This window comes from Rhizobium sp. 57MFTsu3.2 (genome assembly GCF_012932765.1).
Taxonomy (GTDB): Bacteria; Pseudomonadota; Alphaproteobacteria; order Rhizobiales; family Rhizobiaceae; genus Rhizobium; species Rhizobium altiplani.
In genome coordinates this window covers 1-13,708 of record NZ_JDWI01000058.1, presented here as the reverse complement: position 1 = coordinate 13,708, position 13,708 = coordinate 1, and the positions used below count along the sequence as shown (strand labels likewise).

At 59.0% G+C, this 13,708-nt stretch carries 10 protein-coding genes and 1 pseudogene; 7 read left to right on the top strand and 4 right to left on the bottom strand.

Annotated features, from left to right (window positions below):
- The coding region (locus AF71_RS30615) for an alpha/beta hydrolase (RefSeq protein WP_169684460.1) at positions 1-710 on the bottom strand (710 nt) is incomplete at its 3' end.
- A gap of 423 nt (positions 711-1,133) precedes the next feature.
- On the opposite strand from AF71_RS30615, the gene AF71_RS30610 reads away from it, so the two are divergent.
- The 5 genes from AF71_RS30610 (at position 1,134) to AF71_RS30590 (ending at position 8,836) form a co-directional block, all read left to right on the top strand.
- Positions 1,134-2,327 (top strand): MFS transporter, encoded by a 1,194-nt coding sequence (locus AF71_RS30610; protein ID WP_169684459.1) that lies wholly within the window; start codon positions 1,134-1,136, stop codon positions 2,325-2,327.
- A 367-nt stretch (positions 2,328-2,694) separates the two neighbouring features.
- On the top strand, positions 2,695-2,991 hold the full coding sequence (locus AF71_RS30605; protein WP_051085606.1) for a hypothetical protein: 297 nt from the start codon (positions 2,695-2,697) through the stop codon (positions 2,989-2,991).
- Between the two features lie 177 nt (positions 2,992-3,168).
- Entirely contained in the window at positions 3,169-4,878 is a 1,710-nt protein-coding gene (locus tag AF71_RS30600; RefSeq protein WP_018858280.1) for an SbmA/BacA-like family transporter, read from the top strand.
- 30 nt (positions 4,879-4,908) lie between these two features.
- Positions 4,909-7,356 carry a phosphoketolase family protein gene (locus AF71_RS30595; RefSeq protein ID WP_026371934.1) on the top strand — a complete coding sequence of 816 codons (2,448 nt, stop codon included), beginning with the start codon at positions 4,909-4,911 and terminating at the stop codon, positions 7,354-7,356.
- Between the two features lie 163 nt (positions 7,357-7,519).
- Entirely contained in the window at positions 7,520-8,836 is a 1,317-nt protein-coding gene (locus tag AF71_RS30590; RefSeq protein WP_169684458.1) for a glucoamylase family protein, read from the top strand.
- Positions 8,837-8,879: 43 nt separating this feature from the next.
- Here the strand turns inward: AF71_RS30590 and AF71_RS30585 are convergent, their stop codons facing one another.
- The 3 genes from AF71_RS30585 to AF71_RS30575 form a co-directional block, all read right to left on the bottom strand.
- Entirely contained in the window at positions 8,880-9,173 is a 294-nt protein-coding gene (locus AF71_RS30585; protein WP_169684457.1) for a hypothetical protein, read from the bottom strand.
- A gap of 387 nt (positions 9,174-9,560) precedes the next feature.
- Positions 9,561-11,609, bottom strand: coding sequence for a methyl-accepting chemotaxis protein (locus tag AF71_RS30580; protein WP_246733904.1), 2,049 nt, complete (start codon positions 11,607-11,609; stop codon positions 9,561-9,563).
- 497 nt (positions 11,610-12,106) lie between these two features.
- Entirely contained in the window at positions 12,107-12,544 is a 438-nt protein-coding gene (locus AF71_RS30575) for a universal stress protein (protein WP_018858285.1), read from the bottom strand.
- 256 nt (positions 12,545-12,800) lie between these two features.
- On the opposite strand from AF71_RS30575, the pseudogene AF71_RS30570 reads away from it, so the two are divergent.
- Together AF71_RS30570 and AF71_RS30565 are read left to right on the top strand one after the other, a co-directional pair.
- A pseudogene (locus tag AF71_RS30570) lies at positions 12,801-13,201 on the top strand (helix-turn-helix domain-containing protein); the annotation flags it as partial.
- Between the two features lie 101 nt (positions 13,202-13,302).
- Positions 13,303-13,708: helix-turn-helix domain-containing protein (locus AF71_RS30565; RefSeq protein WP_169684456.1), on the top strand; the 406-nt coding region annotated here is incomplete at its 3' end.

Sequence of the window (13,708 nt, the reverse complement as noted above, 5' to 3'; positions counted from 1 at the left end):
ATCGTGAATTTCGGCGTCGGCGTGCCCATCTCCGCGAACTGCTTGGCAAAGACCTGAATATCGATATCCGGGGACGCGAGAATGACGTTGTGGATCTTGCTGTTCACGTGTCCGTCGCGGATACCCATCTGCCGCAGGGATTCCATGGTCAGCCAGGTGCCCATTGAATGAGCGAGGATCGTGATGTCCTTGACGTCGGGGTCGGCGGCTAGCGTCCGCAGCGCCTGCTCGAGCGCCGTGCGTGAATAGTTGGTGCTNTCCTTGTCGTATTNATAGGCGGTAAGCTGCGCGCGTGACGGCCANGTGAANAGGATAGGGGTCGCCTGCATCCCTGAATCGTGGACGATCTGGGCCAGACGGAAGACGGAATCCTCGTACTTGTTGTTGAAGCCGTGGACAAAGACCAGCGCATGCCCGCCCTGGATGTTCTGGTGGAACCAGGCGCGCCCCTCTGGAACGGTGTCGATCTCCTTGACGCTGGTCACCGCAAAATCGGTTGCGGGATTGGGCGGTAGACGCTTCGGCCATTGGACTGTGCCTGAGGCCCGTTTCGGCGGGATGGAGACGTCAATCGCCGTCAGATAGGGCTTTGGGCTGCGTTCGCCGGTGAACAGCGTCGCCTGGTCGCCGGAAGGTTCGCGCGTGGTTGCGACCAGCATGCTGACCTTTGAGGTATTCTGCGTTGCCGCCGATAGCGCAACAGGGGCCATGACTCCGCTTGGATGACCGCAGCTGGCAAGAACTGCCGCGACGAGCAAAGGTGCAAGTGTCCGAACAGTACGGGCAGCAATCACGTTCCGGTTCCCTCATTGAAACGCAAGCACCTTACGGTGGCCGGGCTTTGGTGAAGTACTCTCACAGAAACGACGCGAATGTTACGTGCAATTCGCGCTCCATGCCCTAGGGCCACGACGAGTTTTAAGTAAGTGTTACCGAACCGCAACGAGCTTTGCCTGCCGCTTGGTTGCCAGGCAATCCGTCTGCTGCGCTTGGTCGTGCCAGGTTTGGTCGTTTTGTGAATTCGGTTCACAGATGCTTGGACCAAGTGACCGCTTATCACCTAAATCCAGTGCCTCCATATGTTCGCCAGTCAACCAAGCCGGCAGACCGGCAACATCATTTTGAGGCACATCATGCCAACTGCTCTCTTTGCTTTGACGATCGCGGCCTACGCGATCGGAACCACGGAATTCGTCATCGTCGGCTTGTTGCCGACCGTTGCTTCAGATCTCCAGATCAGTCTGCCGTTGGCGGGATTGATTGTCAGCGTCTATGCGCTCGGCGTCACATTCGGCGCGCCGGTGCTAACGGCTTTGACCGGGCGCATCGCAAGAAAACCATTGCTTCTCGGCCTTATGGCGCTCTTCATCGTCGGCAACGGCATGGCGGCAATCAGCCCAAGCTATGCTCCGTTGCTGGTTGCGCGCGTCCTTTCAGCCTTCGCACATGGCGTCTTCTTCTCCGTCGGCTCGACGATCGCAGCTGATCTCGTTCCCGAGAACCGTCGCGCCTCGGCGATCGCGATGATGTTCATGGGCTTGACGGTCGCCATCGTAACAGGCGTCCCGCTTGGCACTCTGATCGGTCAGATCTTCGGCTGGCGCGCAACATTTGCGGCGGTAGCAGGCCTCGGTGCGATTGCCTTCGTTGCGATTGCAGTGTTGCTGCCTTCGAACCTCAAGAAGGCACCGGCCGCCAGCGTCGGCGACCAGATCCGCGTGCTCGGCAGCGGCCGCCTGTTGATCGTCTTCGCCATGACCGCACTTGGCTATGGCGGCACCTTCGTCGCCTTTACGTTCCTGGCGTCGATCCTGCAGGAGATCACCGGCTTTGCTGCCAGCACGGTCAGCATCATCCTCGTGGTCTATGGCATCGCGATCGCCATTGGCAACGTCGCCGGCGGCAAACTTGCCAATCGCAGCCCGGTACGCGCCCTGACCGGCTTGTTCATCGCCCAGGCGATCGTGCTGGTACTCTTCAGTTTCACCGCGCCATCGCGCTGGCTGGTCGTCCCGACGCTGGCGGCACTCGGCTTCCTCTCGTTCGCCAACGTGCCCGGCCTGCAGATTTATGTCGTGCAGTTGGCGAAGCAGGTTCGTCCCGCCGCCGTCGATGTGGCATCGGCCCTGAATATCGCCGCCTTCAACCTCGGTATCGCCGCGGGCGCATGGATCGGCGGCCTTGTGGTGGAATCTTCGCTGGGGCTTGAGGCGACACCCTGGGTTGGCGCAATTCTCGTGGGCGGAGCCTTGGTCCTGACGCTCTGGAGTGGCGCTCTGGACGGTCGTTCGACAGCGGATAGCGATACTGTGACCCAGCCCGCCTAACCCGCGAGGCGAATTCCGACGTCCCGGGAACGGTGGTTGACGTGAGCCCATCGCGTTGGCCACCATTGCTTCTGTGGACGGTGGAGTACCTGTGCGCCTAACTAGGTGGGGAAAGGCGGCGCCCCGGGAGGCGCGCTCCTCGGTGTTCCTCCAAGATGCCTCTTTTCCCGGTAAAATTGTGTCCTTGCTGACCACAATTTTCTTGCCTAACAGCGGCATGCTGCGACATACTTACAGCCGCTGATAGCCACTTGAATGCATGCCTAGAGACACCTTGCGAATTCGCGTTCTTCACGCAGTTGGGGTTCGATCAATGGAACATGTGTCGCTTCGCAGTATCACTGCATTTCTCAATATATCGATTGCAATGCTCGTCGCTTGTGGGGCATCGGTTCTGACCAGCGCGTTCGCATACGCACAAGATCCCTTTGACGATTTTCCGATGGTTATCAGCTGTGAATACAAGGGCACCTACCACGCATTCTATTTGTCCAGGGTGACGAAAGACGGCACCGCCACTTTTTCAGCCTCCGACCGGATTGCGGGGACGATTACGCTGGACGGTAAAGCAAAGGCCGTGGGCGGATCCGACGGGGGAAGCTGCTTGGGCAAAACCCTCAAGGAATTGCGCGAGTCAGGGCAGGCGCACGACCTTAAATCCTAGCCCCGCAACGCACTGGCTCTGGAGAATTGGCCGGACCAGGGCCAGCATGCGCGCGGGCGGTGGAGAAGTGCCGGAATGTCGTTCGACGTTGGGCCTGAACCTACGTCGCATGAAATAGCCTTCGAGGAGGCCGTCGGGGAGGCGGGCTTCATTTTCTAGGTGAAGGTTGGGAGGAGCATGGAAGAGCTGCGAACTCCTTTCAGGGTAACGGCTGGTCGCTTTCTGCGCTCGGTGCGCGTTTTCATGTCCTCGGAGGTCGGCGGCACGGCAAAGCTTCTGACCGCATGCCTTGTCGTGCTCTTCCTCGCGATCAACGGGCTCAATGTGCTGAATAACTTCGTGGGCCGGAACTTCATGACGGCGATCGCCGACAGGCAGATCGCTGAGTTTGTCCGGCAGGCCATATTCTATCTTCTCGTGTTTGCCGGCTCCACGATCGCATCGGTTTATGCGCGCTTTACGGAGGAGCGGCTGGCCCTCACATGGAGAGACTTTCTGACGCGTCGCGCCGTCAATCTCTATCTTACTGACGGAGCCTTTTACCGCCTCGGTGTTTCGGGAGGACTCTCGTATCCGGATCAGCGCATTTCCGAAGATATCCGCGCATTTACCGTGACCACACTGTCCTTCCTGCTCATGATCTTCAGCAGCGGGCTAACGATCCTTTCATTTTCAGGGGTACTTTTATCCATCAACCCCGTCTTGTTCGCCGTGGCGGTCCTTTATGCTGCCTGCGGCTCGTTTCTCACGGTCTGGCTGGGCCGCCCGCTCATCAAGCTGAACTATGACCAGCTCGACAAGGAGGCGAGTTTCCGCACGGGGCTCATCCAAGCAAGGGAGAATGCAGAGCGAATTTTGCTGACCGGCAGCGAGCCGCGTATGAAGTCTTTTCTCGCGGTCCGAATTGATGACCTGGTGACCAACTTTCGCAACATAACATCGGTGAACCGCAATGTCGGCTTCTTCACGACGGGCTACAACTGGCTGATCCAGATCATCCCTGCATTGATTGTCGCGCCGGCCTTCTTCCGCGGTGATATCGAATTTGGGGTGATTACGCAGTCCGCGGCAGCATTCGCCATGCTGGTGGGCGCTTTTTCGCTGATCATCAACCAATTCAACTCGATCTCCAGTTTTGCTGCAGTGGTGGCGCGCCTGAGTACTCTTTCGGAGGCGATAGAGAGACCAAAGGGGGGTGCCAAGATTCAGGTCGATGAGACCCGGGACGACCTGTCGTATGAGAAACTCACGATATTGTCGGAGCGGGACGGATCGTCGTTGCTGCAGGAGTTGACCGTCGCCATCCCGCCTCGTGCCCGCGTCATGGTGACATGCGCTCGAGAGGACCAAGGGAGCGCACTTTTCAGGGCTACCGCAGGTGTTGCTTATCCCGGCACCGGCCAGATTTTTCGCCCCACGGCTGAAGGCATACGCTTCCTGCCGCAGCACCCCTATTTTCCGCCAGGGACACTTCGACAACTGTTCATTCCCCCGGCCGCGAGCCCGGAAATTTCGGACGAACGCATTGCGCTGCTACTTGCCGAATTTGAACTTCAGCGCATTTCTAAGATCGAGGAATTTCAACAAGAAGTGGAATGGCATACCGTTCTGACGCAAAGAGAGCAGTGCCTGCTCATGCTGGCGAGCGCATGCGTTGCGAAGCCGCATGTCATCTTGCTTGAGAGAACCGAGGCTATGGTTGGCTGGGAGACACTTTTCCGGATCATGACACGCTTTGCAAATGACGGCATCGCCTGCGTTCATATCGGAAGCGCCGCCGACATATCATCCTATGACGCCATCCTGGACTTTGACGATAGTGGCGCATGGCAGTGGAATACGCCGCATGACCGCGGGAACGGCAGCGGTGCAAAGCACGCAAATTGAGACGACAAAAAAGTCGATAGGAGGCTGATGATGACGAACGCCGCTCGTGCAACCAACGACCATCAGAAGACGAGTGCTCCGCTTGGGGCCGAAGAACTCCGCTTAATGGACGCCTATTGGCGTGCATCGAACTATCTCTCTGTCGGGCAGATCTATCTGCTCGACAATCCGCTACTGAGAGAGCCGCTCAAGCGGGAGCATATCAAGCCGCGGCTTCTCGGTCACTGGGGAACGTCGCCCGGCCTGAACATGCTCTATGTGCATCTGAACCGCGTGATCAAGCGCGACGACCTCAACATGATCTACGTGATCGGGCCGGGCCATGGCGGACCTTCGCTGGTCGCACATGCCTACCTGGAAGGGACATACAGCGAAGTCTACCACAATATCGGCCAGGACGCCGAAGGGATGAAGACCCTATTCAAGCAGTTCAGCTTTCCCGGCGGCATTCCGAGCCACGTCGCCCCTGAAACGCCTGGAAGCATCCACGAGGGTGGCGAACTGGGTTATGCCTTGAGCCATGCCTATGGCGCGGCCTTCGACAATCCGGACCTGATCGTCGCCTGCGTCGTTGGCGACGGCGAGGCGGAGACCGGCCCGCTTGCCACGAGCTGGCACAGCAACAAGTTTCTCAATCCAGCCCGTGACGGATGCGTACTGCCGATCCTGCATCTCAATGGCTACAAGATCGCCAATCCATGCTTCTTAGCCCGCATTCCCGAGGAGGAGCTGCGGAAGCTTTTCGAGGGGATGGGCTATGCGCCCCTCTTCGTCGAAGGGCACGAGCCCGACAAGGTGCAGCAGCAACTGGCGGCAGCGATGGATACAGCCGTTGCCGAGATCAAGCGGATCTGGGGGGAGGCGCGCGAGAAGGGCAATCTGAAACGCCCGGCCTGGCCGATGATTGTTTTCCGCACGCCAAAGGGCTGGACTTGCCCGAGTGAAATCGACGGCAAGAAATGCGAGGATTACTGGCGGTCGCACCAGGTCCCGATGGGCGAAATGGACAAGCCGGAACACATCAAGATCCTTCAGCAGTGGATGAAGGAATATAAGCCCGAAGAGCTCTTCGATGACGACGGTAAGCTGCGCGCCGAACTCGCTGCGCTAGCCCCGACTGGCATTCGCCGGATGAGCGACAATCCGCATGCGAATGGTGGCCTGCTCCTGCGTGACCTGAGGCTGCCCGACTTCCGTGACTACGAGGTTTCCGTCCCTAGCCCCGGAGCGACGACGACCGAATCTGCCCGGGTGATGGGCAAGTTTCTTCGCGATGTCATGAAACTGAACCTGAACACCAAGAATTTCCGATTGTTCAGTCCCGACGAGAACAACTCGAACCGCTGGCAGGACGTGCTTGAGGTCACCAATCGTTGCTACATGGCCGAAATCTATCCCGAGGACGACCACCTGTCGCCCGATGGCCGGGTGATGGAGGTGTTGAGCGAGCATCAATGCCAAGGCTGGCTTGAAGGGTACCTTCTGACAGGGCGGCATGGCTTCTTCTCATGCTATGAAGCCTTCATTCACATCATCGACTCGATGTTCAATCAGCACGCCAAATGGCTGAAGGTGTGCAACGATATTCCATGGCGCCGTCCGATCGCGTCCCTCAACTATTTCCTGAGCTCGCATGTCTGGCGCCAGGACCACAACGGCTTCAGCCACCAGGATCCGGGGTTCATCGACCATGTGGTCAACAAGAAGGCCGAGGTGATCCGCGTCTATCTGCCGGCGGATGCCAACACGCTGCTTTCCGTTACCGACCATTGCCTCCGGAGCCGCAACTACGTGAACGTCGTCGTTGCCGGCAAGCAGCCGGCGCCGCAATGGCTGACTATGGATCAAGCCGTCAAGCACTGCGCCCAGGGCCTCGGTATCTGGGAATGGGCCAGTAACGACAAGGGCGGCGAGCCTGATGTCGTCATGGCGTGCTGCGGCGACGTGCCAACGCTGGAGACGCTGGCGGCGGTGCAGATGATCCGCGAACATCTACCGGAATTGAAGGTGCGCGTCATCAACGTCGTCAACCTCATGAAGTTGCAGCCGTCGAGCGAGCACCCCCATGGGCTTTCCGACGCCGATTTCGATGCGCTCTTCACCAAGGACAAGCCGATCATCTTTGCGTTCCATGGATATCCCTGGCTGATTCACCGGTTGACCTACCGGCGCACGAACCACGACAATCTGCACGTCCGCGGATACAAGGAGGAGGGGACGACGACGACACCTTTCGATATGGTCGTTTTGAACCAGCTCGATCGCTTCCACCTTGTCGAAGACGTCATCGATCGACTGCCGCAACTCGGTGCCCGCGCCGCCTACTTCAAGCAAGCGATCCGCGAGAAGCTGATCGAGCACCGGCATTACATTGAAAAGCACGGTGATGACATGCCTGAAATCACCGGCTGGAAGTGGGGCGTCCTCGGAGGGGCGGCAAGCAAGCAAAGGACATCGACGGAAGGCGACAACACGTAGCGTTCGGCGCAGCCGGGTGCCTCCCGGAGCCGTTGCTCCGGGGGGCACTATCAAAGACGATGCAGAGGACGCAGGCTGCTGGCGCCCGTTCGAGTGGCGAAGTGCGTATTGGTACGATGCCGTTGGCGGCAAGCGATTGCAAAGCTGTATGGGAGGGGAAGCCATGGTTGCGGTGTCACCCAGGCCAAACTTGGAGTCGGGGCTGACCGACGAGGACTTTGCGCGACTGCAGTTCACCTCGGTGCTCTACTATCTGCATTCTACGAACCCGGACAACGGCCTCGTTCGCGACAAGACGCAACCCGGCGCACCGGCAAGCATCGCTGCCATCGGCATGGCGCTCGCCACCATTCCCGTCGTCGTGGAGCGTGGCGTCCTCATTCGCGAGTTTGCCGTCAAGATGGTCCGGCGCAGGCTCGAATTCCTGATGCAATGCCACCAGGGCCCCGAGCCGGACGCCTCGGGCCACAAGGGCTTCTTCTATCATTTTCTCGACATTGAGACGGGACAGCGGGTGTGGGAATGCGAGCTGTCGACGATCGACTCGGCCTTTCTGTTCGCTGGTGCGCTGACAGTCGCCACCTATTTTGACGGGGAGAGCGCCGAAGAAGCGAAGATCAGGACGCTTGCGACGGCGCTATACGAGCGTGCAGACTGGAACTGGGCGCGGGATCAGGGCGCTACCCTGACGCATGGCTGGCGACCCGAGAGTGGCTTCATTCCTTACCGTTGGCGTGGTTATGACGAAGGCCTGCTTCTCTACATATTGGGGCTGGGATCACCGTCGCATCCGCTGCCGCCCGAGAGCTATGAGGCCTACACGGAAAGCTACGAATGGCGGAACATTTACGGCCGCGAGCTGCTCTATTCCGGTCCGCTGTTCACCCACCAGCTATCGCATATGTGGATCGATTTCCGAGGCATCCGCGATCAGTTCATGCACGAGCATGACAGTGACTACTTCCAGAACAGCCGGCAAGCGACCTTTGTCCATCAGGAGTATGCGATCCGAAATCCAATGCAGTTCGAGGGTTATGGTGAGCATTGCTGGGGATTTACCGCGTGTGACGGCCCGGGCTGGGTGAAGGCGGATGTCGGCGGGGTTCGTCGCGAGTTCTTCGATTATGTTGCCCGTGGCGCGCCCTTCGGGCCTGATGACGGGACCGTAGCGCCCTGGGTTGTCGTGGCATCCCTGCCTTTTGCGCCCGAGATTGTCCTTCCGACCGTCCGGAAGTTCGCGGGCATGAAGCTGGGGATGACTAGGCTTTACGGCTTCAAGCCATCATTCAATCAGACCTTCAAGGATCCGAACAGTCCGACTGGCTGGTGGATCAGCCCGTACCACTTCGGGATTGACCAGGGGCCGGTGGCGCTGATGATTGAGAATTACCGCACCGGCCTTTTGTGGACGCTGATGCGTGATTGCGAGCCTATTGTCAGGGGGTTGCGGCGAGCGGGGTTCACCGGCGGCTGGCTGTAGGCGCGCCCGCGGCGATCCACCCAACGATGCCCTGCCAAGTTGATCAGTGGGAGCCGCGAAGCTGGTCGTCCTTCAGCCAATTTCGATTGAAGACACTCTTCTTCCCGTCCGTCGCCTGCGACGTATGAACGATATCGTCCCGCAACCACCAGTCAATCGAGGTGGCGGGCGCCGATAGCGCGCCTTGTTCGAGGTCGGCTCTGACGAGGATTGATATCGATGGATCCCGCACCGTTTTGACGACTGCTGTTTCGGCCGCCGACAACGCGAACAGCGGTGCAACAACGCCCGTCACCAGAACGGACGCATAGACTGGGAGCGTTTGCGAGTACGACATGACATGCACCCCGCGTGAACTGCAGCAATACTACAATGTCGCAAGTCAAACCTACAGTCGACCCTCTATTTCCGGTGTTTTCTCGAATAGGATGCTCGGGGAAGCATAGAACAGCAATTGTTCCGCGGTCTGTCGCCTGCCGGCTCGTTCTACCGAGAATTCGCTGGGCATCGGGCGGCTTCAGTTTCAACGGTGCGCTCAAACGCGGCGAGCCGAGAGCGAGGCGATGTAATCGACGATCGAGGACTTGCCTGCCCGGTATGGAACATGCCGCATCATGCAGCTTGCGCTGATTTATGATTCGGCATGTCGGATCAATCCCGTTAGGGTGAATGCGGTCTCATCACCAATCCCGATCAGAAATATCGGCAGCGCGGTACGCCGATGTCAGCACTCCTCCCAATTGTCATGGGCGGGAGCGGCGTTTCCGTGGAAGGCGGCCGCGACTTTCCCCACCAGTTTGCGGGCCGGCGAGGCGGCAGGCCCGCTATCCCGGGTGGCGCGTGGAGCGGAATACGCGCTCGCAGCCGGGCCGCCTGTTCCGAGGTTGAAGCGGGCGATCAGTCGCGAGAGGTTCGAAGCCTCGTCCGCCAGCCGGTTGGTCGCCGCTGTCGACTCCTCTACCATGGCAGCATTCCGCTGGGTGACCTGATCCATCTCATTCACCGCCATGCTGACTTCCGACAGTCCCGTTGACTGTTCCTTCGCGGCCGTCGCGATCGAATGAACATGTTCGTTGATTTTGATCACATGCCCCTGGATCAGCCCGAGCGCCTCACCGGTTGCCGTCACCAGCGTGACGCCTGCGTCGACTTCCGCGCTGGAGCGGCCGATGAGCGTCTTGATGTCCTTTGCGGCATTGGCGGAACGCTGCGCCAGTTCGCGCACTTCCTGGGCGACGACGGCGAAGCCTTTGCCGGCCTCGCCGGCGCGGGCCGCTTCCACTCCGGCATTGAGCGCCAGCAGGTTCGTCTGGAAGGCGATCTCGTCGATGACGTTGATGATCTGACCGATTTCGCCCGAGGCCTGCTCAATGCGTCTCATGGCTGATACGGCGTCCTTGACAACCGCGCTCGACCGCTCGGCGCTGCGGCGCGCCTCGTCGACCATATGGCTCGCCTCTGTTGCCCGTTCGGTGGAATTTTTCACCGCGACGGTGATCTCTTCCAAAGCGGAGGAGGTTTCCTCCAGCGAAGCCGCCTGCTGTTCGGTGCGCTTGGAGAGGTCGCCCGAGGCGCTGCGTATTTCGCTCGAGCCGCTGTTGATCGTGTCGACGGCGGCGCGCACCTCGCCGAGCACCGAGCGCAGGTTGGCCATGGTCGCGTTGACATTGTCCCTGAGTTCGCCGAAGGCGCCCTGGAACTCGCCGCGCATCGTTTCGGTCAAATCACCCTCGGCAAGGGCAGCCACGACACGCCGGGTCTCTGCGACGCCGCGATCGACGGAGGCCACCAGTTCGTTGACTTGCGTGGCAAAGCGGTTGAGGTCGGCATCGCCGTAGTCCTTGGCGATACGCCGCGTGAAATCACCGCCAACGGCGGCCAAGACCACCACGCCGATGCTCGACTGCAGATCAACACTCTTGGCATGAAGGGCAGCTTCATGTGCATTCAGCTCGCGAACCCGGAGGCCGTTCTGCTTGAACACTGCGACGGCGCGCGCCATGTCGCCGATCTCGTCGCTGCGCCCAGTGAAAGGGATCTCGGCGCCGAGATTGCCGCTCGCCAGGACACTCATGTTTTCGGTGATACGACCGATCGGCTTTGCCAGCGCTTTCGCGCCGAAGAGAGCGGCGCCGAGAAGAGTAATCATCACGAGAAATCCACCGGCGAGCGATGTGGTTTCCATCGAATTGAGGGCCACGTTCGAAGCTGCGGCGGCTGTTGTCGCACGGCCCTTTGCGATCGTGCCGGCCTCATCGAGGAGGGACATCGTCTTCTGGATGAGATCGATCTGGTGTGTAACGAATTCCCGTTCCTTGGCGGCGAGGCTTGCGTCGACGCCCGCCGCGCTCAGTTTCGTGCGGAGGAACTCCGCGAGCTGGCCGCTCGTGTTGTAATATTCGTCAACCAGCGCCTTGATGTTTTTCACCCGCTCCTGGTTGACCTGGATTGTCAGGATCGAAAGGGCCGAATCCAGGGCTCTGATGGCTGCGTCGTGATTGTCCCGCGCGGCGGACTTGGCCTGCAGCACCTCGTCCATGGCGTTCGCCAGGCGCATGTTCAGGCTCTCGATCTGCATGCCGCGAATGGCGGCCTTGGCCTCGACATAGTCGCGTGATGCGCCGACCTGTTGCCGTTCGAGTATGGCGCTCTGGCCGACCGAGCGATCCTCTAACCAAAGGCCAGCCAGCATGACGAGCATCATCGCAATGCCGGCAGCGGACATGAGGGCGAGTTTCGTGCTGATACGTGAAAAGAAGGCGGGTAAATTCATGTCGGTTATTCGCCTAGGTAAACCGGCGCGATCGTCATGAATTCCGGCTTCGGTATAAGAATGGCCGGACGCTCGTCATTTCGCCGACAACGTTGCAAGACCACGAGGCCGAAACGTCGCAAAACACTACTTTCCAAAATGCGCGCGACGCAGTGGTTCCGATCGGGAGATCTGACCTTGATCTTTCAAGATTTGAATAATCTCCATAGTTCGCATAGCATTTCTGGGTTAATAAAATGTAAATTTCGAGAAAAAGTTATAATTGATTTTCGTCAATTTGCAGAATATCGAAATAACTCATAGTATAACAAAATTCAAATCTTGTTTGTTGCTAGGTACTATCAACAGATTTAATAGTGTTTGCCCTTAGTCACTTTTTTTTATTTGAAGTACCGCTCTCGCTCAGTTTGGCCATTAGGGATCGCTCCACTGGGCAACGTCGAGTATCCCTTGTTGCCTTTGCCAGACGCCTTAAGAGTCCACGAATGCCGATGCCGTTATCTGACGACAAGAACAGGAACGGTCGAATTGGCGAGGACCTGCTGGGTTTGGCTGCCAAGTATCATTCTTCCGATGCCCGTGCGCCCATGTGAGGAAATAACGATCAGGTCGCAGTTTTTTGCCTGAGCAGTCTCGAGAATGGCCGTAGCAGGAGAGCTATTTATCTCGTGGACAAAATCGACCGTCACCTGCGCTTTCGCCGACTTGTTGCGGACAATTCTTTCGATCTCGATCAGGTCTTCTTTCACCGCGTGAGTATAGCTGTCCATGGCCTGTGCCTGAACTACTCCCTGAAGCGCAAAGCCAGCCAGCGGCACCGTGACGTTGATGACCGTCGCTGGAATGCCGAGCGCCTTTGCAAGTGCAAGACCGTGATCGACGCCCTTGGAAGCAAGCTCCGAGCCGTCGGTTGGAATGAGTATACGCTTGTACATGGGACATCCGTTCCAGATCGTGGTACAATAAATTCATCCAAACCTAGCGGACTGTCCATGTCGAACATTGATCCGCGTCAAGATGGCGAACATGTTTCCCGATATTGACGAATGCGACGGAGGGCGCGCGACTTTAGACTCTGGCGTGCGAACACGAGAGGGCATCGCGGAACGTGGCAAAGCGCAGCTTCTAATGCCAAGGTAGGCGATGCCCGACCTGAGAGATAGGTGACAGAACGTACCGGAGACTTCGGTCATGGATGAGCGTCTTCGATTTGTCGCCCGTTTGCTGGAGGGCGAAGGTATGGGCGAGGTGTGTCGGTCGTTCGGGATCTCGCGCAAGACCGGCTACAAGATCTTCAATCGCTGCAAGGAGGACGGGCTGGAGGCCCTGACGGACCGGTCCCGGCGATGATCGTTCGTTGCAACCAGGAGAAGCCGCACTGGGGGGCGCGCAAGATCCGCGAGCTTCTGGTGCGCCGTCTGGCCGGCGACGTGCGCATCCCGGCGAGAAGCACGGTGCATGCGGTGCTCGACCGGTACGGCCTTGTGAGCCAGGCCCGTAAGAGGAACCGGGCGAACAAGGCCATGGGCACGGCGCTGTCGGCGGCCATCGGCCCCAACGATCTGTGGTGCGCCGACTTCAAGGGCGAGTTCTGTCCTTCCCGAGAGAGGGGTGACAGTTCATACCGGAGACATGGGTTACACTTTTGGCCTTTGCGAGGAGAGCGAAGGTGCCTTTGCAGGAGTGCAACCGCATGGACGAGCGTCTCAAATTCGTTGCGCGGGTTCTGGATGGCGAGAAGATAGCGGCGCTGTGCCGCGAATTCGGCATCTCCCGCAAGACCGGTCACAAGATCATCAGCCGCTATAACGACAGCGGTCTGGAAGGACTGACAGATCGATCGCGACGGCCTTACCGGCACGCCAATCAGCTTCCTTTCCAAATCGAGAAGCTGATTGTGCGGACCAAGCCGGACAAGCCCAACTGGGGCGCACCGAAGATCAGGGAGCGGCTGGCGCGGCTGTATCCGGATGTTCACACGCCGGCGATCTCAACCGTGCATGCCGTCCTCGACCGCAACGGCCTGGTCAAGCACGGTAGGCGGCGGCGCAACCGGGCTGAAGGAACAGCACTCTCCAATCCTGGGCTGCCCAACGACC